The organism is Microbulbifer maximicatervae (SeqCode) (assembly GCF_052468295.1).
Genome location: NZ_CP174340.1, coordinates 618,394 through 644,044 on the forward strand (window position 1 = coordinate 618,394; position 25,651 = coordinate 644,044).

The 25,651-nt window shown below is 45.5% G+C and carries 27 protein-coding genes; 20 read left to right on the forward strand and 7 right to left on the reverse strand.

Going from position 1 to position 25,651, the window contains the following annotated elements:
- The first annotated feature begins 61 nt into the window (after positions 1-61).
- The 11 genes from ACJJIQ_RS03105 (at position 62) to ACJJIQ_RS03155 (ending at position 8,337) form a co-directional block, all read left to right on the forward strand.
- The gene (locus ACJJIQ_RS03105; protein WP_445363558.1) at positions 62-475 is read left to right on the forward strand and encodes a hypothetical protein; all 414 of its coding nucleotides are present in this window, start codon (positions 62-64) and stop codon (positions 473-475) included.
- Between the two features lie 133 nt (positions 476-608).
- Entirely contained in the window at positions 609-1,028 is a 420-nt protein-coding gene (locus ACJJIQ_RS03110; RefSeq protein ID WP_444896860.1) for a hypothetical protein, read from the forward strand.
- Between the two features lie 185 nt (positions 1,029-1,213).
- Positions 1,214-2,578 (forward strand): IS4 family transposase, encoded by a 1,365-nt coding sequence (locus ACJJIQ_RS03115; protein WP_445363674.1) that lies wholly within the window; start codon positions 1,214-1,216, stop codon positions 2,576-2,578.
- 41 nt (positions 2,579-2,619) lie between these two features.
- The gene (locus ACJJIQ_RS03120) at positions 2,620-2,976 is read left to right on the forward strand and encodes a hypothetical protein (protein WP_445363675.1); all 357 of its coding nucleotides are present in this window, start codon (positions 2,620-2,622) and stop codon (positions 2,974-2,976) included.
- A 78-nt stretch (positions 2,977-3,054) separates the two neighbouring features.
- Complete coding sequence (locus ACJJIQ_RS03125) at positions 3,055-3,480, forward strand: hypothetical protein (RefSeq protein WP_445363676.1); 426 nt, start codon at positions 3,055-3,057, stop codon at positions 3,478-3,480.
- Positions 3,481-4,131: 651 nt separating this feature from the next.
- Complete coding sequence (gene ltrA / locus ACJJIQ_RS03130; RefSeq protein WP_444925282.1) at positions 4,132-5,421, forward strand: group II intron reverse transcriptase/maturase; 1,290 nt, start codon at positions 4,132-4,134, stop codon at positions 5,419-5,421.
- Positions 5,422-5,600: 179 nt separating this feature from the next.
- Positions 5,601-5,909: a transposase gene (locus ACJJIQ_RS03135; RefSeq protein WP_444926030.1), complete on the forward strand. Its 309-nt coding sequence runs from the start codon at positions 5,601-5,603 to the stop codon at positions 5,907-5,909.
- An 8-nt stretch (positions 5,910-5,917) separates the two neighbouring features.
- Positions 5,918-6,763 (forward strand): IS3 family transposase, encoded by an 846-nt coding sequence (locus ACJJIQ_RS03140; protein WP_445363677.1) that lies wholly within the window; start codon positions 5,918-5,920, stop codon positions 6,761-6,763.
- An 18-nt stretch (positions 6,764-6,781) separates the two neighbouring features.
- Positions 6,782-7,195: a hypothetical protein gene (locus ACJJIQ_RS03145; RefSeq protein WP_445363678.1), complete on the forward strand. Its 414-nt coding sequence runs from the start codon at positions 6,782-6,784 to the stop codon at positions 7,193-7,195.
- Between the two features lie 104 nt (positions 7,196-7,299).
- Positions 7,300-7,722, forward strand: a complete 423-nt coding sequence (locus tag ACJJIQ_RS03150) for a hypothetical protein (RefSeq protein WP_445363679.1) — start codon at positions 7,300-7,302, stop codon at positions 7,720-7,722.
- A 264-nt stretch (positions 7,723-7,986) separates the two neighbouring features.
- Positions 7,987-8,337: a hypothetical protein gene (locus ACJJIQ_RS03155; RefSeq protein ID WP_444915947.1), complete on the forward strand. Its 351-nt coding sequence runs from the start codon at positions 7,987-7,989 to the stop codon at positions 8,335-8,337.
- A gap of 620 nt (positions 8,338-8,957) precedes the next feature.
- Here ACJJIQ_RS03155 and ACJJIQ_RS03160 read toward each other — a convergent pair.
- Positions 8,958-9,899, reverse strand: coding sequence for an IS1595 family transposase (locus tag ACJJIQ_RS03160; protein ID WP_445362153.1), 942 nt, complete (start codon positions 9,897-9,899; stop codon positions 8,958-8,960).
- A 66-nt stretch (positions 9,900-9,965) separates the two neighbouring features.
- On the opposite strand from ACJJIQ_RS03160, the gene ACJJIQ_RS03165 reads away from it, so the two are divergent.
- From ACJJIQ_RS03165 to ACJJIQ_RS03175, 3 genes are all read left to right on the forward strand, one after another.
- Complete coding sequence (locus ACJJIQ_RS03165) at positions 9,966-10,250, forward strand: energy transducer TonB (protein ID WP_445363680.1); 285 nt, start codon at positions 9,966-9,968, stop codon at positions 10,248-10,250.
- 252 nt (positions 10,251-10,502) lie between these two features.
- Positions 10,503-10,667, forward strand: a complete 165-nt coding sequence (locus ACJJIQ_RS03170; RefSeq protein ID WP_445363681.1) for a hypothetical protein — start codon at positions 10,503-10,505, stop codon at positions 10,665-10,667.
- Positions 10,668-10,687: 20 nt separating this feature from the next.
- Positions 10,688-11,203 (forward strand): ClbS/DfsB family four-helix bundle protein, encoded by a 516-nt coding sequence (locus tag ACJJIQ_RS03175; RefSeq protein WP_445364787.1) that lies wholly within the window; start codon positions 10,688-10,690, stop codon positions 11,201-11,203.
- Positions 11,204-11,448: 245 nt separating this feature from the next.
- On the opposite strand, the gene ACJJIQ_RS03180 is transcribed toward ACJJIQ_RS03175, so the two are convergent.
- Positions 11,449-12,474: an IS630 family transposase gene (locus ACJJIQ_RS03180; protein ID WP_445362554.1), complete on the reverse strand. Its 1,026-nt coding sequence runs from the start codon at positions 12,472-12,474 to the stop codon at positions 11,449-11,451.
- Between the two features lie 1,312 nt (positions 12,475-13,786).
- Here ACJJIQ_RS03180 and ACJJIQ_RS03185 point away from each other — a divergent pair.
- Together ACJJIQ_RS03185 and ACJJIQ_RS03190 are read left to right on the forward strand one after the other, a co-directional pair.
- Entirely contained in the window at positions 13,787-14,281 is a 495-nt protein-coding gene (locus ACJJIQ_RS03185; protein WP_444898084.1) for a DoxX family protein, read from the forward strand.
- 564 nt (positions 14,282-14,845) lie between these two features.
- Positions 14,846-15,193 carry a hypothetical protein gene (locus tag ACJJIQ_RS03190; RefSeq protein ID WP_444898083.1) on the forward strand — a complete coding sequence of 116 codons (348 nt, stop codon included), beginning with the start codon at positions 14,846-14,848 and terminating at the stop codon, positions 15,191-15,193.
- A gap of 378 nt (positions 15,194-15,571) precedes the next feature.
- Here ACJJIQ_RS03190 and ACJJIQ_RS03195 read toward each other — a convergent pair whose 3' ends face one another.
- Together ACJJIQ_RS03195 and ACJJIQ_RS03200 are read right to left on the reverse strand one after the other, a co-directional pair.
- The gene (locus tag ACJJIQ_RS03195) at positions 15,572-16,507 is read right to left on the reverse strand and encodes a TauD/TfdA family dioxygenase (protein ID WP_444912506.1); all 936 of its coding nucleotides are present in this window, start codon (positions 16,505-16,507) and stop codon (positions 15,572-15,574) included.
- A complete protein-coding gene (locus ACJJIQ_RS03200; RefSeq protein WP_445363682.1) occupies positions 16,500-17,270 on the reverse strand; it encodes a class I SAM-dependent methyltransferase in 771 nt (256 codons plus the stop codon). Before ACJJIQ_RS03200 ends, ACJJIQ_RS03195 begins: the two co-directional genes overlap by 8 nt.
- Before the next feature lie 673 nt (positions 17,271-17,943).
- On the opposite strand from ACJJIQ_RS03200, the gene pcaB reads away from it, so the two are divergent.
- Positions 17,944-19,293, forward strand: coding sequence for a 3-carboxy-cis,cis-muconate cycloisomerase (gene pcaB, locus ACJJIQ_RS03205; protein ID WP_445363683.1), 1,350 nt, complete (start codon positions 17,944-17,946; stop codon positions 19,291-19,293).
- Between the two features lie 319 nt (positions 19,294-19,612).
- Positions 19,613-20,353 (forward strand): carbon-nitrogen hydrolase family protein, encoded by a 741-nt coding sequence (locus ACJJIQ_RS03210; RefSeq protein ID WP_444957131.1) that lies wholly within the window; start codon positions 19,613-19,615, stop codon positions 20,351-20,353.
- Positions 20,354-20,392: 39 nt separating this feature from the next.
- Here the strand turns inward: ACJJIQ_RS03210 and ACJJIQ_RS03215 are convergent, their stop codons facing one another.
- The 3 genes from ACJJIQ_RS03215 to ACJJIQ_RS03225 form a co-directional block, all read right to left on the reverse strand.
- Entirely contained in the window at positions 20,393-21,445 is a 1,053-nt protein-coding gene (locus ACJJIQ_RS03215; protein ID WP_445363684.1) for an NAD(P)H-dependent flavin oxidoreductase, read from the reverse strand.
- Positions 21,446-21,575: 130 nt separating this feature from the next.
- Positions 21,576-22,313, reverse strand: coding sequence for a TIGR04219 family outer membrane beta-barrel protein (locus ACJJIQ_RS03220; protein ID WP_444905933.1), 738 nt, complete (start codon positions 22,311-22,313; stop codon positions 21,576-21,578).
- Positions 22,314-22,476: 163 nt separating this feature from the next.
- Positions 22,477-23,349, reverse strand: a complete 873-nt coding sequence (locus ACJJIQ_RS03225; RefSeq protein WP_413664945.1) for a LysR family transcriptional regulator — start codon at positions 23,347-23,349, stop codon at positions 22,477-22,479.
- A 197-nt stretch (positions 23,350-23,546) separates the two neighbouring features.
- On the opposite strand from ACJJIQ_RS03225, the gene leuC reads away from it, so the two are divergent.
- Both leuC and leuD read left to right on the forward strand, forming a co-directional pair.
- Entirely contained in the window at positions 23,547-24,995 is a 1,449-nt protein-coding gene (gene leuC / locus ACJJIQ_RS03230) for a 3-isopropylmalate dehydratase large subunit (RefSeq protein ID WP_444916529.1), read from the forward strand.
- Positions 24,995-25,642 (forward strand): 3-isopropylmalate dehydratase small subunit, encoded by a 648-nt coding sequence (gene leuD / locus ACJJIQ_RS03235; RefSeq protein ID WP_108732431.1) that lies wholly within the window; start codon positions 24,995-24,997, stop codon positions 25,640-25,642. The genes leuC and leuD overlap by 1 nt, the downstream gene beginning before the upstream one ends.
- Positions 25,643-25,651 lie beyond the last annotated feature (9 nt).

Here is a 25,651-nt window from a genome sequence, read left to right on the forward strand (position 1 = left end):
TCAATGCCAGGTCATTTTTTTTACCGCCTGCAGTGCAGGTTATCTAAGCGTTAAGTGCAATATGATTGAAGAATTTACCATACATAAATCCCCGGAAGAGTGGGCATCTATACATTCGAAAATGATTGATAGCGGATGGGATGATTTTACATTAGAGCGGCAAGGGGATCTTACCGTCTGGTTAACTCATCATCAAAAAGATGAATATCGTGATAATTGGAACAGATTGGCTGGGGAGTATAGGCCGAAGGTAAAGGCTTATGTTTCAGTGTTGGCAAAAGAACAGGGAATAAATGCTGATTTAGCTTCTTATTTGGAGTGGGATCTGTTGCATCTATATATAGAAAGCTATTTTCAAAAATTTGATGGAGCTCCTCTTTTTTATATAAAGCATACTGCCAAGTTGTATTCGAAAAATGAAATACCATGTGGTTGGGAGGGGGTATATCCCAATGGTCAAATTGTGTGCCAGTGAGGCACTTAACCAGGCGGTGCATCAGACGCTAACCAGCTGCTTTTTTATGTGCATTGCGCTACGCTTCATTTTCACACATAAAAAACCATCAGCTCAGCGCTGATGACCTGGGCGTTAGCACCCTATACGTACTATGAGCATTACAGAAATAATCGAGAAAAGAGATTGTGGTGAGCTAAGAATCAATTTCTCACCAAATTGGAATTATCCTATTAAGTCAATTCTAAGTGGCTTTGGGCTTTTTCCGAATGAGGAGAACCTCATAGAGATATCAATTGATATTGCCAGTGAGATCGTAGAAGCAATACTTTGGCGAGATCTCGCGTATAGTGGTGAAATCATGCCAAGAGAAGAGGCAAAGAAATATTCAGAGTATTTGGTTTATTCTATGGCACCGGCTGAATCTACTTTCTATACAAATGCAGAGTGGCATAAATACCATGGTGCAAGTTCCTTCGGTTTAAGCCCTTTCACTAGCTCTACATTTGATGGTGGCATTTTATGTGTAGGCAAGAATTCAGCAATGAGTATATGGGTTGAAGATGAGGACTAGTGCTAACAAATCAAAGCACGCGGACTTGGTAAAGCTGTCACCTTTTTTGTTCCAAAAAAGCCGCCAACTTCACCAAGCCGGTGTTTGAGGCGCTAAGTTTTATACACAAGTTTTTTAAGTTTTATTATGTAAATCAATAAGTTACAGTTTGGCCTAGTAAGAGTTACAGATTTGGCTGGATAATTATGCAGGACTGGGTCATGGACGAAGTAAAAAATCAGGTTATGGGTGATACACGCTTGAATAAGCGCTTGTCTAATATTCTCAGTAATTTAAGTTCAGACCCAAACAATAGCATTCCTTGTGCAAACAAAACTTGGGCAGAAACGTTTGCAGCTTATCGCTTTATAGAAAATGATAAAGTCAACTTTGACTCTATTATGAGCGGTCATAAATCGGCAACTCTTGAGAGAATCAAAGTGCAGCCTGTTGTTCTTATCCCACAAGATACTACCTTTCTAAATTTTGCCACTGACCTAGAAAGTAAAGAGATGGGAACACTTAGGCGTAAAGAGACCAACCAACAACTCTTGCACACCTCCATCGCGATAACACCATCCAGAGTTAATTTGGGTGTTGTTGAAGGTAGTATGTGGCAGAGAGATAAGGAATCAAGTTCTAATTCCCGCTATACCAAGTCGATAAAGGATAAGGAGAGTCGACGCTGGCTAGACCATTACGAAACGGCTTGTCAGATACAAGAGCACTGCCCTGAAAGCACAATTGTGAGTATTGCTGATAGAGAGGGTGATATTCATGAGTGGTTTCAGCTGGCTGAAGAGCAAAGTGAACAGCGGCGGGCGAGCTATATCGTTCGAGCTAAGGCCAATCGCACTTTAGAGCTCGATGGAGAAGAAACGGTTTTGCTTTGGGATCATATGAATGAGCAGAAATCTGTCGGTCTATACACGGTAGATATTCCCAAACGGAATGGAGAGCCTGGAAGAAAAGCCAAGGTCAACGTATCCACTACTGAGATACGGTTGCTAGGAAAAGGAAAATCTAAACGACCACTTTCTCTCTATGCTGTATTGGCTAAAGAATTAACCCCACCAGAGGGTGAAAAAGGCATTGAGTGGATGCTGTTAACTGATCTTCCAGTTGAAGACTTTAAGCAGGCGAGAGTTATCATTGAGTGGTATCGAAGCCGGTGGGAAATTGAAACCTATTTTCGGGTGGTAAAAGGCGGATGCCAGATAGAAAGTAATCGTTTTAGAACAGAGCAGCGAATGTTGAATTGTATTGCGATCTATATGATTATTGGATGGCGACTACATTCGATAACTACACAAGCAAGAAGTCTTCCTGATGAACCATGTACGAGTGCTTATTCTGAAAAAGAATGGCGCATGGTATGGATGATGCGAGATAAAAGTTCCCCACCGAATATACCTCCAAGCATGAGAGATATAACGCGTATGTTGGCAGGCCTAGGGGGATTTCTAGGACGTAAAGGGGATGGCGAGCCAGGGGTTAAAACTGTTTGGCAAGGATATGCTAAGTTACTCCATTATATTGAAGCAGCGGAGGTGTTAAATGGATTTAAATAATGTGTATAAAACACAGGCACGGCGTTAAGCGTAAACTAAGTATGGAAAATATATACGATCTCATAGAGAAGATTCGTGTTAGAACGGCAATGTATACTGGTGAGTCTAAACTCTCCAATGTCAGGTCATTTTTAGATGGCTACACGTTTGCTATTAATGAAGGCTCAGAAATAGAAGGTTTCTTGAGTAACTTTCAGGGGTTCCATAATTGGGTCGCTAAAAAGTATGGTTTTTATGAGTCAACCGCAGGCTGGCAAAATATGATTCTTGCAATAGAACTAGGACTAAACCCTGGCGAGATAAGTTGGGGGAACTATTCGTCTAATGCTACAGATGCTCAGCATAAAGCATCTGTAGAAACTTTCTTCGAGCTAGTGTCAGAGTATAAAAATGCTTAACAATTTACGGCAACAGAAAAACCTTCCGCTAGTGCTCCAGTTTTTCTGTTGCGTAAGGCGTTAAGTATTAAGGTGGCTATGGAATATAGTATTGAGAAAATCGAGAAAGCGCTGCTGGAATATTTTGAAATAAACAGGCAAGGCCTATCAGATAAGAAAATAAAGCTCATAGATATAGGGGTGTTTCCTTGGCACGCTAAAGTGGAAATATCTTTTTACGAGTCAGGTGATAATGCTGCCACCGATGACATTGCAGCATGGGGCCTTTATGACTATGCGAACATGTATGAGGGCGGCTGGGACTCTGGTTTGGAAGTTGCTAAAGATCTCGAAAGTGAATGGAAAAAAGATAATGATATTCTACCTTTCCTTTTTGATTTTTCGAGTGCAGTAACCTCATCTGAGGTTAGGGCTGTTATTCAAAAACTTAATCTCGAGTCAGGCTTTTATGTACAGATATTAGATCCTGATTCTAGTGATTTTGAGAATTACTGCGAATGGTAGGCGTAGACATACTTAACAAATCAATGAACTTCGCGCCTTCAGCGCCGGACAGCTTACACTACGCTTCGCTTCGTTCCAGCTGCCGGTTATTGAGGCGTTAGTGCGTCAAGCTAAGCTTGATGCTTCTTGCAGGGTGGAAGTCCCTGTCGGGTAAGGCCTAACCAGCCACCTGTATCGAGTGTTGCGCGTAGGGCGGAACAGAAGGGAAAGAAAATATAATTATCTTTTTTTTTCAACTGTGAACAAACTATGTGAAGCGTACACAGAGAATTCTATAGGCCATAGGGATTATCGTGATCCTGAAGTGCTGGTATCGCTCCGATAATAAAGTGAGCTCCGATTGACGAGATGTGTAACGCCATCGAAGTCCAGGCAATGCAACCGTAATGGTAAGGTTGTTGCGGATCGGCGGGGTTATTAAGCCGTGGCATGTAGAAAGAGAAGTATTGAGAACTTGAGAGATCCGAGCAGGTTCCTGAAGGAGCAGGTAGAGACGTTAAGCCTAATGGCGAAACCAACGAAGACCACTCGGAAGTCGGATCAGCTCATAGTAGTCCGAGAGCGGGAAAGCCGCTTACATGGCGAAGGGGCTGACAGTAATATCGGTGTGCAACAGAAACATAGTCCAGACAAAGTAGGGCTGGAGACACTATGACAACCGCCTTGCACGCCATCGCATTTAAAGCACAGAGCCACCCCAGACACAGGTTTCAGAATTTATACGGACTGCTAAATTCCAACCTGCTGTATCAAAGCTGGGGCCAGCTCAATAAGCAGGCCCGCCCCGGTATCGACGGAGTAACTACCGAAGTTTACCGGCAAAGACTGCCGCAAAATATTCAATGCCTACATCAACGGCTGTGTGACAAACGCTACCGCACCCAGGCGATTAAGCGGGTATTGATTCCCAAAGGCAACGGCAAGCAGCGCCCACTGGGGCTGCCTACGGTGGAAGACAAACTGGTGCAGCAGAGCGTAGCGCAGCTACTGCAAAGTATCTGGGAGCAGGATTTTCTGCCCTTCAGCTACGGTTACCGTCCCAGGAAAAGCGCCCACCAAGCCGTACACAGTCTTGGCTTAAATCTGCAATTCAAAGGCTACGGCTACATCGTTGAAGCCGATATTAAAGGCTTCTTTGATCAGCTGGATCACGACTGGTTACTGCGGATGCTAGCCCTTCGTATCGACGACAAAGCCCTGCTGACACTGATTAAGCAGTGGCTGAAAGTACGCGTGCAAACTCCAGATGGTAAGTTCAGTAAAGCGGCAGCAGGCACCCCGCAAGGAGGTGTGGTCAGTCCGGTACTGGCGAACATCTATCTGCACTACGTCCTGGATTTGTGGTTCGAGAAGAAAGTTAAGCCGCGTATGCGTGGCAGAGCCATGCTAATCCGGTACGCCGATGATTATGTAGTGGCTTTCCAATTGAAAACGGATGCAGAGCGCTTTTACCGGGTACTACCGCAACGGCTGAACAAGTTTGGCCTGCAGTTAGCCCCCGAGAAAACGCACCTGAAGCGCTTTAGCCGCTTCCATCCGGGCCGAAAACGGCAGTTCCAGTTTCTGGGTTTTGAGTTCTACTGGAGCTTGGACGTCAACAAACGCCCCAGGCTCAGGCGCCGGACTGCCGCACAGAAACAGAAGGGCGCAATGGAAGCGCTCTACCACTGGATCAAAGCCAAGCGCAGTGAGCGTCTGAGAGAATGGCTGCCCACACTGAAGCGCAAGCTACAGGGGTTCCAGAACTACTTCGGTCTACCAGACAACAGTCGAAGCTTGTCCCGTTTGTACAGCTATGTTTTACACAGCATACACAAATGGCTCAACCGGCGGAGTCAGCGCAAGAGTTACAACTGGAATGGTCTAAAGGAAATGCTGGGATATTTTGGGCTAAAGCCACCGCGAGTATACAAACGCAGTATACTTGTGGACTGGTATTAGGGTTCGTGCTTTACACGAGCGAATATATTACTGAAGAGCCGGATGCGGTAGTTCCGCACGTCCGGATCTGCGTGGGGGCAGTTAGGGTAACCGGCTGTCCTACCACTACTGTGTAAGACTTACCCACGTTTAGTAGACACCCTGTATAGTTAGGTTTATGCCTAACACGGAGGTGTATCATGGGTAAGAAAAGAACTCAGGCGTATACGGAGGAGTTCCGTAGAGAAGCAGTTAAGAGAGCAGAAAAGCCTGGAGTAACAACGGCTTCTGTGGCAAGAGAACTAGGCGTCAGCGCACAGCAGATCTACAACTGGCGTCGTCAATTTAATCGACTGTCTGATAAGCAGTTCAATAGTTTAGACGGTGTCGACTATTCCAAACAGGAAAGCGCTGAAGTTCGCAAGCTCAAGAAGGAGCTGCATGAAGCTCGTCAGGAGGTTGAGTTTCTAAAAAAGGCAGCTGCGTACTTTGCGAACCACCAAGAGTAAAGTACGCATTGATACAAGAGCATGTAGGGTCATTCCCGGTTAGCTTGATGTGCCGGTGCTTAGATGTCTCAAGATCGGGCTATTATCGATGGCGGGGGCGATTGCCATCTGCTCGCACGATTAGAAAGATACGAACAATCGAGAAAATCCGAGAGACGTTTTCTGAGTTTAAAGGTCGTTATGGGGCGCCTAGAATCGCTTGCGAGCTTCAAGAATTAGGCGAGTCATGCTCGCGGAACTACGTCGCTAAGCTTATGCAACAGGAGCATATTAAAGCGAGAAACGGCAAAGGCTTTCGATATAGTCAGCCAGTAGAGAGGAATATCAATGTCGCCGCCAACCTACTTAAGCGTTGCTTCGATGTGGATCGACCAAATTGCCGCTGGACCAGTGACATTACGTATATCTGGGTTCTGGAGCGGTGGTTGTACCTCGCGGTAGTTATGGATCTGTACTCTCGACGTATTGTAGGTTGGGCATTTGACTCCCAGATGACCGATGAGTTGACACATCGAGCGTTGAAAATGGCCCTAGAGCGACGACAAATAAAGTCTGGACTAATAGTTCACTCTGACAGGGGTGTGCAATATCGATCGCAGAAATATCAGGATCTCTTGTCTGAAAGTAAGTGCAAGCCGAGTATGAGTCGCCAGGCTAACTGTTGGGATAATGCGGCAATGGAATCATTCTTTAGCAGGCTAAAAGTCGAGATGGTCTATGCCAGAGCATTCGAAAGCGAAGAGCAAGCAAAATCTGCGGTGTTTGAATACATTGAGATTTTCTACAATAGGGTTCGTAGGCACTCTGCATTGGGCTTTGTAAGTCCAGCAGAGTATGAGCGAAAATACGCATAGTTAGAGTGTCTACTTTTTGTGGGCAAGACCAATTTCACCATGAACGAACCACGAATAAAAACGGCAAATAAAAGTAATGGGTCCATATTCCTGGCGATAGCAATTGTTGGCGCTTTGCATTTTTTCTTGTTGGGTCAACTTTATACACATGTAGGCCCACAAAAAGCAGGAAAATTTATTGGAGGGGTGATACTTCTGTTAATATCTTTCTTCTTAATACTGGTCGCAATCAACAATTTGAGATTTAAAGTATTTAAGTGTCCAAATTGCCGATTGCGTATAGGGAAGATAGAGCCACATGGAAAAGTCCCTGGAGATCCGATTTACCAGTATTGTTATTGTTGTAATACTTTGTGGCTGGTAGGTAAGGCTCCTGGGCGCATACTGGCCGCCGGTGCAGATGCCTCCGATTCAGGCGCCGGCGGAGAATAAATTTAACAATGCGCTGCAGGCCGATGTCTAACTTTGTGCACTTTATGCGCGGTCGCTACGCTCCCATTTTTGCACATAAAGCGCCCAAAGTTAGTCTCTAAGTCATGAATAAATTCTTAGTAGTCTTAGCTCTATTGATATGCTCGCCAAGTGGGCTGGCAAGCTGCTGGATTGAATATACGAAGAAAACATTATCTGAAAGAATAGAAGAGTCGAATTTTACCTTTCGTGGAGAGGTTCAATATCGAAAGGCTATCGTATCGCAAGAAAAGGGGCATGAAGAAAGAATAGAGTCTATTGAAGTTCTATTTGATAAGGTCGAAGATCTTAATGGAAATAGGATTGAAAAAATCTATCTGAAGCTTGATACAGCCTGTACGTGCAAATACGACTTTCAAGTCGGGATAAGATATGTGGTTATCGGAGATAAGTCAGGCGCTCGGATTTCGGTTCAGAATTGTAATAATATCCTTACGGAGCAAATCTATGAGTTGCATCAGAAGTTCGAGCTTGGTGGCAAAGGCTAACAAGTAGGTGATGTTCGTTCCAGCCACTGCGTGGCTTCCATATGCCGCTTATGACTATGCCCATTCATATAATAAGAACACGAAGATCAAGCCAGTGAAGATCGAGTTCTCTGAGCCTTACTACAAAATAGAGGGAAGTTTTGCTGTAGTAGTTTACGGCAACTATATCGATAAGCTGTTTCTTTAGAAGAAAAATGGTATTTTAAAAGCTCGTGGGGACTTTCAGTAAAAAAGCTAACAAGCAATGGCAGCATTTTCTAGACTATGAAAGATAAACGAGCCATATTTGCGACAGTTGAACTCTGGTATTGCGAACACAAAGGCATTCTGTTCGCAATCTTGGTTACGCTAGGAATTGGAGTGCTCTTCCTATATGTCGGTTTTCCTAAAAGCACTGAGCTTGTTTCAGGTGTCGCGCATGCTCAGGTTTATGATGGCAGTCAAACTGGAAATGAGCCTAAGCTCTTGGTCAAATTAGCTAACGGCAACTTGGCTCATGTGGGGGTAAGCTCTCCTGGCCAAGTAAAAATAGGCTCAGAGCTGTGCCTATATAAAAAGACAAGTCATGCAGGTACAGTACATTTTTCAATTAAGGCAGTAGGTAAATGCACATAATAAAATTAAACGTGTGACGTTTGCTACGCGGCCGCACATACTAAAGGCGTTAAGGTTCTCCATGAATAAGCTCATCACTCTATTGTTACTAAGTACAATACTTGCTTAGCTCAGGATCTAGTAGGCACCTAGGCACCTAGGAGGATAGGAGTGGGGGCATATTTGGTGGTGAGTCAGGCTGGGACGAGTGTGAGTTGAGATATGACAACACTTTTAAGTGTACAAATCATCCAAAACTAGGCTGTTTGGTTTTACCTTTTGAAGGAGCTTGGGAGTTAATAGGTAACACTCTCATTCTTCGCTTGGATGGTTCTTATATGGTAAAGGCTCATATTGCCGAGATTGATAAGGGTTTCTTTAGAGGGCTGGTAGAAAATGGCAATAAATTTACGTTTGGCAGGCAAAAGCCTTAACAAGGCAATATAGTTGACGTTTTATTTTGTGCGTTTTTTATACCGTTGCTGCGCTCCAATATGTATGTTAAATGTTTACTAAGCAAGCCGCCGCTGATCTTAGCGCTATGAGAATAAGAACACGAAGAGCATTCCAATAATATTCACTCTCACTATTTCTCTCATGTCCGGAATTGCGTCGGCAACAATAATTTACCTAATTACCACTTATGCTAAGCCAATTTTTAGCAACCTTTCTGGCATCGGTGGTGTCCGAAGAGAGACGTAAATCAATCTTGGAATGAGTGCCGACAAATCAAACCTCCGATTAAAGCGATATTGAAATTCTGCCAAATAGCGCTGTGCATATTTCGGCCTAATAGCATGGTAAGTGCTACGTAGCGCACTCTTTAAATTACCAAGTACTGTATTTACCCAATAGAACTCAGGCTCTTCAACAGAAGCTCGGCCACCACCACAAACAATTTTGTCATGTACACAACCGGCCTCCTTAATGGCATTGAAGCATGGAAGACCATCTGAGATGACTGTGCTGCCACTGCAAAGGTACTTTTTACTCCAGGTTGAAATTTCACTGCTTTTGAAGCCCTTGATAATTGAGAGCTTAATACGGGTTGGGCGTCCCTCCTTGGTTGTTTCAACGGCCGCCACAAAGGGAGTTTTACCCTTGGCTCCGCGCCCGGGCTTGCATCCAGTACGCTCACCACCGAGATAGGCATCATCTAGTTCAATAAAACCGGACAGTTTGTATCGTTGGTCTCGCTCCATCATCACTTGCATGAGTTTCTGCTTCATACGCCATGCTGCGTTGTAAGAGATACCTAGATGTCGAGATAGCTCCATAGAGGAAATGCCCTTCTTATCCTGAGTAATCAGGAAAATACCGAGAAACCAGGTGGTGAGGGGGAGCTTCGTGGAGTCAAAAATTGTACGAGAGGTAATCGATGTCTGACGCCGACAATGGTTACATTGCTTAAGCTTGCGATAAGCGAGGTCGCAATGCTTGTCATGCCCGCAGTGAGGACAACTAAAGCCATTGGGCCAACGCCACTGCGACAGTGCATCGAAGCACTGTTCCTCGCTGCCGTACATTTTGAGGAATTGGGTCAAACTAATACCCTTCTGAAACTGTACCTTGTTGCGAGCCATGGCGTATTCCCTTGCAGATCAACGAGATAGCTGTATTTATATACAGTTACGCATAACTTAGCAAGAGTGGTAATTAGGATAATTTATGTAAAGCCAAATTATCCTTTAGAGGCACTTAAAAATTGTATAGAGGGTTGGGGCGAGTTCGAAGTGACGGTAATGCCTGGTGATTTTTTTGAAAATGTTAAAATCATAGATTCTTATCCTGAAGGCGTATTTGATGAGGCAGCTAGAAAAGCTCTTATGAAATACAAGTTAGTGCCTAGGGAATTAATAGGTGTAACTGCCCCAGTTCATGGCGTGAAGCTCAAAATAAGCTACAATCTGGACGGCGAGTGTATACGGAAATAACAATCACAGGCAGCGAGTCTACGGCCCTATGGGTCTCCGCAAGGTATTAAGTGGTACAAGGGGAGCAAATGAAATCATTCATAATTAATTTTCTCGGCCTAGTCGGATCTTGGTATATAGTCGATCTTACTTCCGAAAATTTGCTTAACTCAGTTTTTGCCCCGTTAGTATTCACTGGCTTCCTAATTTCCAGTGTGCTGTGGTTTATTGTAAAGTTTGGAATAACTCAGGGCTCTAGCTCTGGCGCTTACCTTGGCAGTGGATATTCAGGAAATTTTGGTGGTGGAGATGGAGGCGATGGTGATGGTGGGTGTTAAATCACTGAACAAGCACATATTATTTGCCGCTATCGCGGTCGAATGGCTTACGCTACGCTTCCCCCGCTGCAAGTGCGAATGTTATGTAAATACTCTGTAATCGAGTAACCATTGATAGCTATGTCTTCAATTTCGAAAAATAAAGAAGAATTAATCTCCTCGATTGAAAATTCTTATGAAAATTTATTTGCTGATTATATGGGAGTTCCCAAGGATCTTTCGAGAGAGACTGGTGTTGAGGGTAATATAAAAAATACAGAAATAAGCGTTTCTGATACTATTTCATACCTGATCGGTTGGGGGAATCTTGTCCTAAAGTGGCATGAGCTTAGGGCAAATAATCTCGAAGTAGATTTTCCAGAAAAAGGTTACAGCTGGAATGAGCTTGGGAAGCTAGCGCAGCACTTTCATGCATCCTATAAGGATTGGTCTTATAAACAGTTGCTGACAGAATTCCAGTTTACAATACAAAAAATACTGAAGCTTGTAGACTCATTGAGCAATGATGAACTTTATGGGCACAGTTGGTATAAAAGTTACACCCTTGGGAGGATGATCCAGTTTAATACCTCATCTCCAATGAAAAATATCCGCACAAAGGTGCGCAGGTTTAAGAGGCAGAATAATATCAAGTAAATTCATACAACCTGTAAACCCAGATGACGCCTAAGAACTACCTAATTTAAGTGTTTTGTTCGAGGTGAAGAGTGAATAGTGAAACAAAAAACGTACTGCTAAGTGCATATACAGCTATAGGGCTTCCTATATCAGGTATTTTGCTTTTTTTTGCATATATTCTTACAGACAAGACAGTGCCTAGCGTTCAAGATTATGTAATTGCTACGATATGTGTATTTGTTAGCTTAAGTAGTATTTACTACCTAGGCAGCAGCAAAGAATACAGTCGACTCTTGAAAAAATGATTTCACAAGTTTTCTATTTTTCTTGATGCTCTGCAAATCTGCATTTGCACGACTCAGTAGTGTCTCACCTTTTTTCAGCGGCCTCTTTGAAGTCCCTATATTTCTCATATGATTCCAGACCAACTCATCTGGATTTAGGTTTGGTGCATATGGCGGTAAGAACACCATTTCAAGCTTTCCATCCTGTGAATCGACATACTCCAATACCTTTTTCGATTTGTGTACTGGGTGCCCATCAACAATGAGAATCACTGGTCTTTTCTGACTTCTCTGGAAATTTTTGAAGCATTCTACGCACTTTTCTGCCGTGAACTTTCCACTATAAATATGATACCAGAAGCCACCTCTATTCGATAAAGCTGAGATCGCATTGATTGACTGTCTTTGACCACTCGTTTTTACCACTGGAGTTTTTCCTTTTTCTCCCCATGTCCTTTGGAGTGGATCGTCTGATCTGATACTAGCCTCGTCCAGCCAAAATATTTCTGCACCAGTTTTTTTCGCATAAGATTTAATCTTTGGATAGACTTCCTTTACCCATTTATTCACCGCCTTCTCATCTCTCTCGTAAGCTCTTCGTAGAGGCTTTTGTGGCGTCAGGCCCAGTCGATGTAGAAGTGTGCCGACACTAGAAACGCTAAGTTCAATTTTGAATCTCTCAAAAATCAAATCCGATACGATCTGACGTGTCCACAATCCGAAATCAAAGCCATATTGCCTTGGATCGCCACCAATAATCCATCGTTTGACTTCCTCTTCTTCAATAGCTGACAGTTTTCTACCGCGTCCAGGTCTAATTTTTGGAGATAGCGCTTCAATACCTTTCTCCCGAGCAGTCCTTAACCATGGGAAAATAGTTCTGCTCCCCAGCCCTAAGCTACGACTAACCTCCGCCGCAGATTCTCCATCAAATACTCGCTGAACAGCAATTTTACGTATGAGGTGCTGCTCCTCAGTACTAAGTTTTCTGGCATCGTATTTCATGCAGTTTATATTACCAGGGTGTACTGATTATTTCTGCCCCGCTAGTATCTATATAAGAAATTGAGCGCTAGAGAATCTGACCCACCGTTAACTATTCGTACTGCGATTAATGGTGTTTTGTATATTGTAGCAGTAATAGTAATTACAAGTATCATATGGTAATCCTCCTACACAACAAGGGGTTCCAGTCGACACCCAAAGCTACGTACTTTTGAGTGTAAGGTTGCTGCGCTCCCCTTAATACACAGGTGGCGCTTCGCTCCTGGCGAGCCTGAATCCGCCATTATGAGCTAAACCAGCTATGTTTAAGCATGTTCTAAAATTTTTATTTTTAGCGCTTTGTGGCGAATGTATGGCCTCTGCCCACCTAAAAATACTTAAGTAACACGAGTAAATGCTGACTTGCTGTCTATTAAGTTGGAAAAATAGATTCTGGAAGTGTTAATACTTTTCTATATCAGCTTGAGTTTGCTAACAAACTCGAAAGTTGCTTAGCGGGACGGGTTCAAACCTTTCTATTGCTTGATAAAAAGAAAATTTCAAGCTCTTCTATGGATTATAAAGTCGGCAGTGAGCAACCCAGTGTTTTACTTCATATGCCCGCATCGGGTTATTATACGGCGATAACTATCCAGTATTGCTGCTCAGAGGGAGTATCCCCCAGCTGTAAACAATCACTCTCAATCAGTTCGGTCATTGGGATTACATCGCAGTGAGAGGCCCTCATAGCAAATGACTATGGTTACTCGTCAATTTTTTAAGCCATACTTTTATCCCGGTAGGTGTTATTTTTCACGATCGTATTTAGGGGGGGAGTCTGCTTTCTCCGTGCGCAAATAAACTCTAATTCGAGTCTTTCTGTAGACTCTGCTAATATTCTTTGAGATTGAGAGGCGTCCTTAATGACTTAATGAAATTTATATTGGTGACACTAAAGAATTGGCCTGTAGATCTTACATGAATATCGAGTTATTTATTACCGGTATCAATTCCGATATTGATCAGTTGAGGTTCCATGCGATAAGCTATCTCTACCTTGCTATTTGGGCTTGAGATACACATAACTATCTTAGTTGTGCCTTGCGGATATCTGTCACGTTCGTACTCTTTAATGGTCTATATAAACTAATCGGTTTAGCAATGAACTGTGACTAACAAGGTCTTCGGTGGCCACCGAAGATGGCTCCCAATTTACCCGTTAGCGAAAAGTACTTTCAATATCAGAATCGGGCAAGAACAACCACACAAGGCGCTGTCACCGGCTCCAGCGCGAATGCGTCTCTGTGGGTGAGCTTAGCGTTATGAGGAAACTATGGTAACTCCAATAATTATTCTTTTACTGTTGTCTAGTCCCTTAGGTATCTCTTTTATTTATTCAAAGTTTAGCGGCATGCCTCTGAATGTTAAAAAGTACGCCTATTGGGGATTGGGAATAACCTTCATATTCTTCTGCGTTGGGCACTTTGTTAAAACGGAGGGCATGGTGGAAATGTTACCGTCTTGGGTTCCTTTTCGCCTAGCGATAATCTATCTCACTGGATTGATTGAGCTATTGATAGGTATTGCTCTTTTTGTGCCAAGATATCAACTCCATGCTGCATGGCTTGCTATTGTAGTTTTCATTATTTTCTTTCCTGCAAATATTTATGCGGCATTAAACGGTATTGGTCTTGGCGGGCATCAATGGGGGCCTGTTTATTTGTTATTACGTGCGCCACTGCAAATCATACTAATTGCGTGGGCATATTTTCTGTGTGCGAAAGGTCATAACAATTTAAAGCTGTCGACCACTAATTCAGTCGGCTGATTGGGGTGTTGTGTGTAAGGTCTGCCCAAGCTTTAGTAAATCAAATCAAATCTGACAGACGTGCTAACGCACACATGTGTTTGAATTGTTATATTTTTAAAAGGTCGGATGAAATATAGAGCATTATTTGCGTTAGGTTTTTTTGTTGGGTGTGTAGTTCCGGTTTCTTGGTGGGTTGTGATTTTTACTCAACTGAGTGGTTTGATAAAATCAATCATATTGGTTGTCGCTGCTTTGATAATGATAACTTCGATGTTTATTTCAAGTAAGGAAATTGACGAACCGTTTCGATTTAGTAAAATTTACAAAAGCAGATGGAAGCCCAAGCTTAAATGTTTTCAACATTTTGGTGTTTTATCACTAGGAATCAATACTCCTATATTCATGTGGGTTGTTTTTTCAATTATTTGGAGTAAAGCATAACAAATTGCTGAATCCTATGTTCTGCTCGCTTTGTGCTGTAGACCAAAGCAGCTTTACCATGGTGATGGCCTGAGTAAAGCGTTGCGCTTATGAGTAGGTCTATGCTACAACTCAGATATGTGTAATCGAGAGGAATAAAAGATGATGAGTTCTTTGGAAGTGGCAGAGTATTATTTCAAACTCTCAAACGAAAGTAACTTTGATGAAATCACAAAGCTATTTTGTGAAAGCTCCACATTCAGGTCAGGAAAAGGAGATCTATTCTTAGGTGTGAATGACATTATGTCTATGCAGAGGCTTCATCATGGTATGTTTTCAAAGCTTGAGTGGGAAGTATGCAGTGTTACAGAAACCAAACCCGGGATAGTTCATTTCAATTTTAACTTTACAGGTGAAACACATGCTGGAGAAAAAGTAGAGTATTCCGGCTTGGAAGATGTGGTTGTATATGGCGGTAAAATTCAGCACGTTCAAATACAGCGTTTGTGATACCTTGTAGCTCCATATCAGCAAGTGCTGCATGCAGGGGTAAAAATCAGGCAAGGGAAGCCATGTAAGTTAAAACAAGAAGCTTTGAAAAGCTGGCCTAGTTTTGCCCAAAAAATCCTCCAACTTCATAAGTCCGGTGTTTGAGATGTTAATAAAATGACTAGCCTGCCTATAGTAGGTATCCGGTATCGTTAGGTTTAATTGGAAGTTAATTGAAATTTTTGCGGGGAAATCTTTCACCCGTTAAAGCTGGAGAAGTGTTTAAAGTACTTCTCCAGTTTTTCTTAGGCTACCAATCAGCATTTCGCAAATTATTAGCTCACAAAGTGATGGCGTTCTGCTAAAGAGTATATGGTTTATGGGTTGATTAGATGGAGCCTAATCAATCCATACCCTGGTATAAACCCGCTTCTGATCCGGAGTATCAATAAATCCATCCCGATCATGTAGGACTTTGGTGTTGTCAACGAAGACCATATCTCCAGAGTTCATGTAGAAGCTTAATGTATTCTCCGCACTGTTTAATTCCTTATCTAGTATATCCAGAGCCTTAAGTACTTCTTTTGATAAAGGCTGGTTCACGCGTTGATGGCCTTTCTCAATCCAGTACCGCATATAACGAATACTGAGCTTTTCGTTTGAATATTCGAAAATAGGAAAACAGTTCTCAAGTATGCTTTTTATGTTTTTGTCACTGCCTGGAGTAACTAAATCCCTAATATAGTTGTTGTACAGGATCTCTAGTTTTTGTGGGGCAGTTTTTCGTAAGTTTTCATGAACTTGAGCCGCAGAGACGATTTTCGATTTTCCACCCTCAACTGCCGGAGTAAGGCAGCATAATCCAAGTATCGTTGGTTGTACGGTACGTTGTGAGCTATCAGTATGAACGCCAGTGGGTGCATTTGTCTGAGATACAGGAATAGCTTCGCTAGTGTAGTCTTTTCCTGTGTCGAGAATCCCATAAAGCCGGCCATAAGTATCTATAGTATTGCCCATTGCCAGGCTAAGCTTTAGAAATAGTAGGTTAAGCGTTGGCTTGCTTAATGATTCCTCGCCCTGTATCCATGCCACACCACTACCATGTTCTATTTCATGTTTTATCTGGTTGGCAAGCTGGTCGAACTCAGGTGTGGCAACTGATTCTTGGATCAGATTATCAATCGGGTTGTTTTGTTGTTTGGCCCAGCTCTCCAAAGCCTCGACTTCAGATTTCCAGTTTGAAGGCCACAGAAACTTCCAGTTGGAAGTTGCGGTCATATCATTAGCAGTCCAGGCTTGAGCTTGAACTACTTCACTTGGGGCTAAGTTAGTCATTTACTTGCACCTTAAATAATACGTGTAGTGGATAGCCGGCTAGTGGTGAGAAAAAATCTGGATCTAGGTCGAGGTGCTCTTGAGTCACTGAGAGTTCTTGAACGGTTGGCAGGGATTTAAAACCAGCTTGAGCCAGAGCTTCAAAATAGTGTGAAAAATTTTTATGCACGCATCGTACTGAAACTGGCTTGCCGTCTCTGCGCCATATTTTTCCTTCAAATGTTTGATCTATACCATCTAAATAAGTCATGTTGCCGTGTTGAAAGTAGAATGGAGGAACTTCTTCCCTCATGAACGGAAGGCAAGGGTGAGGCACTGTAAAAATAAAGGTACCCCCTTTATTTAGTAGATTCTTGACCTTGCTTATCACTTTTGTCATTTCTTCTATGGTTAGATAGTTGAAAAGAAATACAGCGATAGCATGGTCAAATTTATCTCTAGGGAATTCTGTAAATGTAACGGCATTTCCAACTGCATATTCTGCTTTCGTCAAGTTTCCAGCAGAAGCCGTTTTCTTTGCCTGGGAAATCATCTCTGAGGAAGAGTCAACACCAAAGATTGAACCTGCTCCCTTATCAAGTAGCATCCTGGATACATAGCCTTCACCGCAGCCCATATCCAATATGTTTTTCCCGGAGATATCTCCGATTGCTTCCAAAACTTTGGGGCGAGCGGTGAAATCACTGAGTAGGATTTTCTCAGAGCGGTTCCAGCTGCGAGCTTGTTTGTTATAGATGGTTTCAGTTGATAGTGGTAAGTTCATCCCGAACTGCTCCTTCAATTTTTAGGGATAAAGTATGCTATGCAGTGGTGTGTGTATTGGTGTTTACTACATGGCTGGTGAAATTTTAGGTATTTGCGGCTTTAATTATTTAAGTTTAATTGCTGTTTTGATAAGGCTAGCATTTTAAATATATAAAATTAGTCGTTACCAGGAAGTCCATTTGGTAGTTTTTTGTATTCTGCAGCTTATTTTGGGTGGGCATGCTGGCAGTTTTTTATTGTTTGGTTTTGTTGCTTAGTTGAGTATGCAAAGCTGGAGGAGGAGCGTCAAGGTCTTTTCTTTGAGGTGGAATATTCATAATTCACATTTTATTTATACTTTTCATGCCGGCTCAGGTTAGCAGTACTTATGTTTTTAGAGTTGATATATGTCAAATAAAACTTATTTTTTGGGGTTGAATTTAATGGATTAAATTCGCTTTAGGATGCTGTTTAGATAGGGGGTAATGTAATCAGGAGTATGTTTTAGCTTGTTGTATTCAATTCTCTTAGGTTGGATTGATGTGCTTGATTAGCGGCGCCTCTAGTTCCCCATATTCTTGGCGCCTCGATTCTTAGGTTAATTTTTTAGAATATCTCTTCCTTAGCTAATCTGATGTTGTTGTGGTTTTGATCCTGTTGGCGTCTAGGCATCTTGTTAAGCGTGATTTGATATGAGAGCAACCGCGATTGATTCTGTCGTTTTTTGCGATATTTTTAGTACTTCAGCAATGCGGAAGATTTTCTCGGATGAACAGCGTGTTCAGCGCTATCTCGATGTTGAAGCGGCGCTGGCCAAAGTACAGGCCCGGTTAAAAATAATCCCTGCAGAGGCTGCAGAGGACATTACTCAACACTGTGACGCCAAGCAGATAGATTTTGTAAAGCTCAAGGAGCAAACGGAGCTGATTGGTTATCCGGTGCTGGGTGTTGTAGAGCAGCTAGTGGCACTGTGTAGTCGAGATTTAGGTCAGTGGTGTCATTGGGGGGCTACTACTCAAGATATTACGGATACGGCAACCGTCTTACAGATTAGGGCGGCGCTTGAAATTGTTGAGACGGAGGTCAATGGGATAGCAGATGCTTTAGCGAGCCTGGCCAAGCGTTTCAGGGATACGCCTATGGTTGGGCGCAGTAATCTTCAACAGGCGGTACCTATAACGTTCGGCTACAAGGCGGCTGTTTGGTTGGCTGGTATTCATCGCCATCAAACGCGCTTAAAAGAGATAAAGTCTCGGGCGTTTGTAGGGGAATTTGGTGGTGCGGCGGGTAATCTTTCTTCCCTGGGGCATCAGGGGCTAGAAGTTCAAAGAGGAATTATGCAGGAACTCGATCTCGGAGTCCCTTGTATCGCCTGGCATACGATGAGAGATCGCGTTACCGAAGTGGCTTGTCTATTGGGGCTGATTACTGGCACCTTGGGAAAAATAGCCTTCGATATAAAACTAATGGCACAGACAGAAGTCGGGGAGGTGGCGGAGCCTCTTATATCTGGCCGGGGAGCGTCTAGTACAATGCCCCAAAAGCACAACCCTCTATCAGCAGTTCTTATCAGCGGTACTGTCCCAGTGGTTAGACAGCAGGTTGCCTCTTTGCTGGAAGCGATGGTTGAAGACCATGAGCGGGCTACGGGCCCGTGGGAGATAGAGTGGATTGTTCTGCCGGAAATATTCTGCCTTACCGCATCGATATTATCCCAGGCACGTTTTGCGCTAGAAGGACTTCAGGTATTTCCAGAAAAAATGATGCGAAACTTGGAAATGACAGGAGGTTTAGTGCTCTCTGAGGCTGTAATGATGGGACTGGGACCGAAACTGGGGCGTGAGAATGCCCACGATTTGGTTTACCAGATTTGCTGCCAGGCAATGGAGACGGGTCGTCCTTTTTCTGACTTGTTAAAGGAAGATAAACAGGTGTCGGGGGCTCTCTCTGATGCGGAGTTAGATCAACTTCTTGACCCTCATAACTATCTTGGATCATGCGGGGAGATGGTTGATGCAACGCTTGCTGGAAAAGAGCGCTGACTCAGTAACCTGCCGTTTCCCAATTGTCACTGCTAGCTGCTGTGGATTGATTCTTGTCTCCGCTGCTCTTAATGCAAACTCTCTAAGATTAGAGTCTAAATCTTTATCTTGGCTGGTTTTTATTTTTTCAGTCAACTATTTTTTTTAAATAGATACCTGAAGAAAATTTAGGTTGTTTATTTAAGGATAGGGATTCTATAGCTGGAAGAAACTTAAAAATTAACACAATCAAGAATCGATGCTTATTACTTGTGGTGTAACATATACAGTAATTTATTCGGTTCATGTTGTATTTAAGTGGTGATCTGAAGGGGGGGTGATGGGCAGGTTTAAACTGGCATTGGCACAGTTGCCGTCAGTGAAAGGAAATATAGAACGCAATATTGAGTCACATATCCATGCTGTAAAAGTCGCAGTAAGGAGAAAGGCCTCTATTGTGGTATTTCCTGAACTTTCTTTAACTGGTTATGAGCCGGATCTGGCTGAACAATTAGCGCTTAAGATCGACGATCCACAGTTAAGCCCTCTAGCGGAGGTGGCAGCTGACAGTGGTGTTTGGCTAGTTGTGGGTGCGCCTATTCGTCAGAAGAATGGTATTGCGATCGGTTCGCTCGTATTTTCTCCTCAGGGTGAGATTTCTGTTTATTTGAAAATACATTTGCACCCTGGAGAAGAAAAGTGGTTTGTTCCCGGAGTTGAATATCTATCACTGAACATCGAAGGTGAGACCGTAGCTCTGGCTATTTGTGCAGATGTGTGTAACCCAGGTCATGTTGCCGCCTATGAAAAGCAGGGGGCTTCAGTTTATGTGGCGGGGGTATTGATTACTCCGACGGGATACCCGGAGGATAGTCAACAGTTGGCAAATTATGCTTTGGAGCACAATTTATTGGTGGCTATTGCGAACTTTAATCAGCCGACAGGTGGTTATTCCACAGCCGGCTGTAGTGCAGCTTGGGGTCCCGAAGGTGAGATTGTCAGCGCGAGTGATACAGCCAGCCAACTAGTTTGCGTTGAGCGTGACGATGAAGGGTGGTGTTCGGAGATTGTATCTCTTTAATTGTGCAGCTCTATAAATGGTAGTGGCCAATAGCTCCCTTCATTTACTCGCTTCCAGCTCTGCTACTAAAGCTGTCACCAATCCGGCTGCGGGCAGGGCTCGTGCGAGAGGGGCTCCTTGTCCGGCCCATTGAACGGCATATTCGTCATTGCCCGCTTTTGCAGCTGCTTGAGCCAGGGCTTTGCCCGCGGAGTAAGCGATCGGGTAATCCGGCAGAGGGGGAGCGCCCTTATCTAGTGCTTTATAGAATTGGTTACTGATACCGCGAGCGGGGCGCCCGGAAATATTGGCGGTGATCTCTGTGTGCTGTGCGCGCTCACTTTGCAAGGCGCTGCGGTAGCTGTCGGAGGCCGCAGATTCCGGACAGAGGACAAATGCGGTTCCCATTTGCACGGCGCTGGCTCCGAGAGATAGTGCAGCGCGAATGCCAGCGCCATCCATAATGCCACCCGCAGCAACGATTGGTAAGCTGCTGTGGCAACACAGCAATCGCACCAAGGCCAGAGTTCCAATTTCCTGGTCGCTCTCTGGGTGGAAGACCCCCCTATGCCCACCAGCTTCAATACCTTGGGCAATTAAAACATCGATACCAGCATCCTCAGCCAGTTTGGCTTCTTGAGGAGAGGTTGCCGTGGCCATCAAGATAATCCCTGCACCTTTTAGTGAGGCGATAAACTCTTCTGACGGTAGGCCAAAGTGGAAGCTGACAACCGGTGGCTTTTGCTCGAGCAAAACTTCCAGCATGGCCTTATTGCTGATAAATGTTGAGTAGGGTTCATTGATCAGCTTGGGAACCGGTGCATCGAAGGCGGCAAAATGTGGGGCGAGATGGGAAAGCCAGGCTTGTTCCCGTTGGGGATCTTTTGTCGGGGGCTGGTGGCAAAAGAGGTTTACATTAAAGGGGTGCTCGGTCTGGTCGTGAGTACAACGAATTTCATCTGCGGCTTTTTCTACTGAGCAGGCGCCGAGTCCAAGTGAGCCGAGTCCTCCTGCATTGGATACAGCGGCGGCGAGAGCGGGTGTGGATACCCCGGCCATGGGTGCTGCAAAAATAGGATGGGAAATTCCGAGTTTTTCGAGTAATGGATTCATGGCCCTGCCTGTGAGTTGCGCTCCCCTTCTGGGCCACCTTAGTGCAGATTGTGCGAGGTAGCTATACCTCGCAGGCGTTACTGCTGCAAAAGTTTTTGGGGAGCGCGAACAGCAATCCTAGGTGGATTGCTTACAGGTGCAGGTTGAAACCGATGTATGGTCCTTTGATTTCAATATCGCTCTGCAAGTCGTCGAGCTCTTCCAGGTCGAGAGTCATTACGCGGTAACCAGCTTCGATAGCAAAGTCGACAGCCGGTACAAAATCCCAGCGCACTTTAGCTGTCAGGTCGGTATGGGTATCGCCACGGTAGGCTGTTGCATTGCCTTGGGCAATTACAGACCAGCCGGTAAATGGCAGGTCAAAGCGCGCCATGCCGTAGGCCATTGGCAGGTAGCCAGTGAGGTCGACAGTCTCTGCCTGGGTATCGCTCACTGCGGTAAATTCACCGTCATACATACGCGCGGTCAAACCGACATCCAGGTTTACCCAGTTGTCCAAAATTTCGTAGTAAAGGGTAGCGTCGGTATGGGTGAGGTTCAGATCTGTGCGGATTTCCGAATTGGCAGTGAAGGTTTCATCATCAAAAGTAACGGAGGTGGCCAGGATATCGTCACCGTCGGAATCGATATTGCTGTGGGCCAGAAGCACATTGGGCACCAGGGGAATGGGGTGCTCCAGGGCAACCTGCAGGAAGGTAATGTTATCTTCCGAGAGGGACAGGTTATCCAGCTTGTATTCGTCGGTACCGATATTACCGCTATAGCCTGGCAGCCATGCGCCGGCAGTAGCATCAAGGCCGAGGATAGTATCTGCGCTTGCGGTGCCGCAGGCGAGGAGGGTACTCAAGGCAAGTGCGGATTTCTTCATTGACTTCACTCCGTGATGAATTTGTCGCGGAGTTTACAGATAAATTTTTCCCGTGCCGTGGCTAAGTTGCACATTTTTACAAATCTTTAACGTTTTGCACTGGTAAAAATGGTGCGTTTGGGTATTGCCTGTTAGTAAATTGGTCGCTTTTTTCCTGCCTCTCTTAAATAGCTGCTTCGAACAACATCTGTTGTAGCGCGCTGGCGGGATTACTCAGTGTTCGGCCTCGGTGACTGATCACGCCAAGGTTTCGCAGTACTTGCAGCTTTTTGACTGGCAGCACTGCCAAGCTGCTGTCCACCAATGTGTGGGGCAGAACACTCCAGCCGAGACCGACACAGGCCATCATCTTAATGGTTTCCAGATAGTTGGTTGCCAGCTTCGCGGTGAGTTTTAACCCCTGGGCATCAAACTCTCTTTTGATCAGGCGCCCGGTATAGGTATTCATATCCGGCAGTATGGCGGGATAGTTGGCGAGGTCGGTGAGTTCCAGTTCCGGCAGCTTTGCCAGGGGGTGATCCGGGGCCGCCACCACAACACAGGGGTCGGGCCAGATCACTTCGGCATTCAGGTGCGGATACTCCTTAAGTGCCAGGGTGACCACGGCCAATTCATATTTGGCGGCCATCAGGGCTTCGTAAGCTTGTTCCGAGTCGACAAAATCGATGTCTAATGCAACCTGTGGATAGCGAAAGCTGAACTCTTTCAGCACTGGGGGTAGATGATGTAGACCCACGTGGTGGCTGGTGGCGATACGCAAGCTGCCGCTGACCGAGTTGCTCAAAGCGCGCAATTCCCGCTCGGTGTCGCTGATTTCATTAAGTATATGGCGGGCGCGGGGCAGCAGGGCGCGACCGGCATCGGTGAGCTGCAATCGCCGTCCAATACGATCGAACAGCGGAGAGCCCAGTTGCTGTTCCAGGGCGGCCAGGCGCTTACTCATCGCGGGCTGGGTCAAGTGCAGTTTTTCAGCGCCTTCAGATACAGAGCCCTGTTCGGCGATCGCCAGAAATGCCCGCAGCCACTGTAGTTCCAAGCTGTTTCCCCTGAGCTGGTTTGTCAGTAAAGGTTCCGATTGAGCCCCTGTGTAAATGGCAGAGACGCCAGAAGATGGATATTACCTCAGTTTGGCTTTCGAATTCCATTTAGGAATACTTTAGATAATAAATATAAATTGGTGTTATTTGGTGGGTCTGGGTAGACTCAGGCTCTTAACTACTGAGAGGAATGGCTGTGGCAGGGCAAACACTCTACGACAAACTCTGGCAGGACCACCTGATCAAGAACTGTGATGATGGCTCCTCACTTATCTATATCGACCGCCACCTGATTCACGAGGTGACCTCCCCCCAGGCGTTTGAAGGCCTGCGTCTGGCCGGTCGCAAACCTTGGCGCAAGGATTCGCTAGTCGCCACTCCCGACCACAATGTGCCTTCCGAGGCAGCCGAGCGCGCCGCTGGCGTCAGTGGTATTCGCGATGATATCTCCCGAATCCAGGTACAGACCCTGGATGAAAACTGCCGTGACTTTGATGTAGTCCAGTTCGGCATCAATGAGCCGGGACAGGGTATTGTGCATGTGATCGGCCCGGAAACAGGTGCGACACTGCCGGGTATGACGGTGGTTTGTGGCGACTCACATACCTCCACCCACGGGGCGCTCGGCGCCTTGGCCCACGGTATTGGCACTTCTGAGGTGGAGCATGTGATGGCTACCCAGTGCCTTACCCAGAAGAAAATGAAGAATATGCTGGTTCGCGTCGACGGCCAGCTGCGCCCAGGTGTCACTGCAAAAGATGTGGTGCTGGCGATCATTGGCAAAATTGGCACTGCTGGCGGTACCGGTTACGCGATTGAATTCGGTGGCGAAGTGATGCGCAATATGTCCATGGAAGGCCGTATGACCGTGTGCAATATGGCCATTGAAGGCGGTGCTCGCGCGGGGATGGTGGCGGTAGACCAGATCACTCTCGATTACGTGAAAGGCAAGCCCTACGCGCCGAAAGACGAAATGTGGGATCGGGCAGTTGAGGCCTGGAGCCACTTGCACTCCGATGACGATGCGGTATTCGACGAAGTCGTGGTATTGGTCGGTGAGGATATTGAGCCGCAGGTCAGCTGGGGCACTTCCCCTGAGATGGTGGCGCCGATCAGCGCCCAGGTGCCTACCCCCAGTGACGAGAGCGATGCCACCAAGCGTACGGGCATGGAGCGAGCGCTGGAATATATGGGGTTGAACGCCGGGCAGAATATCAGCGATATCAAACTGGATCGCGTATTTATCGGCTCCTGCACCAACTCCCGGATTGAAGATCTTCGCGCAGCAGCAGAAGTTGCCAAGGGTCGTTACAAGGCGGATAGCGTCAAGCAGGTGCTGATTGTTCCGGGCTCCCAGGCGGTAAAAGCCCAGGCTGAGCGCGAGGGGTTGCACGAGATTTTTGTTGAAGCCGGTTTTGAGTGGCGCGAACCGTCCTGCTCCATGTGTCTGGCGATGAATGCGGACAAGCTGGGGGCGGGAGAGCACTGTGCTTCCACCTCCAACCGCAACTTTGAAGGGCGCCAGGGTTACGGTGGTCGCACGCATCTGGTGAGTCCCAGTATGGCGGCAGCGGCTGCAATTGCCGGCCACTTTGTCGATGTGCGGGAGATGGCACCGGTACAGCTGGAAGAGGAGATGGTCTGATGAAAGCGTTTACCCAGCACGAAGGTCTCGTGGTACCGATGGATCGGGCCAATGTGGATACCGACCTGATCATCCCCAAGCAGTTTTTGAAATCCATTAAGCGCTCTGGCTTTGGCCCGAACCTGTTTGATGAGTTGCGCTATCTGGATGAGGGGGTTCCCGGGCAGGACTGTTCCGGCCGTCCGCTCAATCCGGACTTTCCCCTTAATTTCCCCCGTTACCAGGGTGGTTCAGTGCTGATTGCACGGGAGAATTTTGGCTGCGGTTCCAGCCGTGAGCATGCGCCCTGGGCATTGGAAGATCACGGCTTCCGCGCAATTATCGCGCCCAGCTTTGCCGATATCTTTTTCAATAACTGTTTTAAAAATGGTCTTTTGCCGATTGTCCTGGCGGAAGATGTCGTGCATCAGTTGTTTGAGGAAACACACGGGCAGGAGGGCTATGCGCTCACCATCGACCTGGAACAGCAGCATGTGCGCAAGCCCTGTGGCGAGCTGATTCCATTTGAAGTGGATGCCTTCTACAAGCACTGTTTGCTAAATGGTCTCGATCATATCGGTCTGACCCTGGAGCACGCCGACGATATTCGCGCTTATGAGCAGGCGCGCCGAGAGAAAGCCCCCTGGCTTTTTGATGCGGTTCAGTAATTAAAGGAA

What these genes read in the sequence shown, in the direction of transcription:
- ACJJIQ_RS03105 (WP_445363558.1), top strand. Translation starts at nt 62, where the DNA reads ATGATTGAAGAATTTACCATACATAAATCCCCGGAAGAGTGGGCATCT.
- ACJJIQ_RS03110 (WP_444896860.1), top strand. Translation starts at nt 609, where the DNA reads ATGAGCATTACAGAAATAATCGAGAAAAGAGATTGTGGTGAGCTAAGA.
- ACJJIQ_RS03115 (WP_445363674.1), top strand. Translation starts at nt 1,214, where the DNA reads ATGCAGGACTGGGTCATGGACGAAGTAAAAAATCAGGTTATGGGTGAT.
- ACJJIQ_RS03120 (WP_445363675.1), top strand. Translation starts at nt 2,620, where the DNA reads ATGGAAAATATATACGATCTCATAGAGAAGATTCGTGTTAGAACGGCA.
- ACJJIQ_RS03125 (WP_445363676.1), top strand. Translation starts at nt 3,055, where the DNA reads ATGGAATATAGTATTGAGAAAATCGAGAAAGCGCTGCTGGAATATTTT.
- ltrA (WP_444925282.1), top strand. Translation starts at nt 4,132, where the DNA reads ATGACAACCGCCTTGCACGCCATCGCATTTAAAGCACAGAGCCACCCC.
- ACJJIQ_RS03135 (WP_444926030.1), top strand. Translation starts at nt 5,601, where the DNA reads ATGGGTAAGAAAAGAACTCAGGCGTATACGGAGGAGTTCCGTAGAGAA.
- ACJJIQ_RS03150 (WP_445363679.1), top strand. Translation starts at nt 7,300, where the DNA reads ATGAATAAATTCTTAGTAGTCTTAGCTCTATTGATATGCTCGCCAAGT.
- ACJJIQ_RS03155 (WP_444915947.1), top strand. Translation starts at nt 7,987, where the DNA reads ATGAAAGATAAACGAGCCATATTTGCGACAGTTGAACTCTGGTATTGC.
- ACJJIQ_RS03160 (WP_445362153.1), bottom strand. Translation starts at nt 9,899, where the DNA reads ATGGCTCGCAACAAGGTACAGTTTCAGAAGGGTATTAGTTTGACCCAA.
- ACJJIQ_RS03175 (WP_445364787.1), top strand. Translation starts at nt 10,688, where the DNA reads ATGTCTTCAATTTCGAAAAATAAAGAAGAATTAATCTCCTCGATTGAA.
- ACJJIQ_RS03180 (WP_445362554.1), bottom strand. Translation starts at nt 12,474, where the DNA reads ATGAAATACGATGCCAGAAAACTTAGTACTGAGGAGCAGCACCTCATA.
- ACJJIQ_RS03185 (WP_444898084.1), top strand. Translation starts at nt 13,787, where the DNA reads ATGGTAACTCCAATAATTATTCTTTTACTGTTGTCTAGTCCCTTAGGT.
- ACJJIQ_RS03190 (WP_444898083.1), top strand. Translation starts at nt 14,846, where the DNA reads ATGATGAGTTCTTTGGAAGTGGCAGAGTATTATTTCAAACTCTCAAAC.
- ACJJIQ_RS03195 (WP_444912506.1), bottom strand. Translation starts at nt 16,507, where the DNA reads ATGACTAACTTAGCCCCAAGTGAAGTAGTTCAAGCTCAAGCCTGGACT.
- ACJJIQ_RS03200 (WP_445363682.1), bottom strand. Translation starts at nt 17,270, where the DNA reads ATGAACTTACCACTATCAACTGAAACCATCTATAACAAACAAGCTCGC.
- pcaB (WP_445363683.1), top strand. Translation starts at nt 17,944, where the DNA reads ATGAGAGCAACCGCGATTGATTCTGTCGTTTTTTGCGATATTTTTAGT.
- ACJJIQ_RS03210 (WP_444957131.1), top strand. Translation starts at nt 19,613, where the DNA reads ATGGGCAGGTTTAAACTGGCATTGGCACAGTTGCCGTCAGTGAAAGGA.
- ACJJIQ_RS03215 (WP_445363684.1), bottom strand. Translation starts at nt 21,445, where the DNA reads ATGAATCCATTACTCGAAAAACTCGGAATTTCCCATCCTATTTTTGCA.
- ACJJIQ_RS03220 (WP_444905933.1), bottom strand. Translation starts at nt 22,313, where the DNA reads ATGAAGAAATCCGCACTTGCCTTGAGTACCCTCCTCGCCTGCGGCACC.
- leuD (WP_108732431.1), top strand. Translation starts at nt 24,995, where the DNA reads ATGAAAGCGTTTACCCAGCACGAAGGTCTCGTGGTACCGATGGATCGG.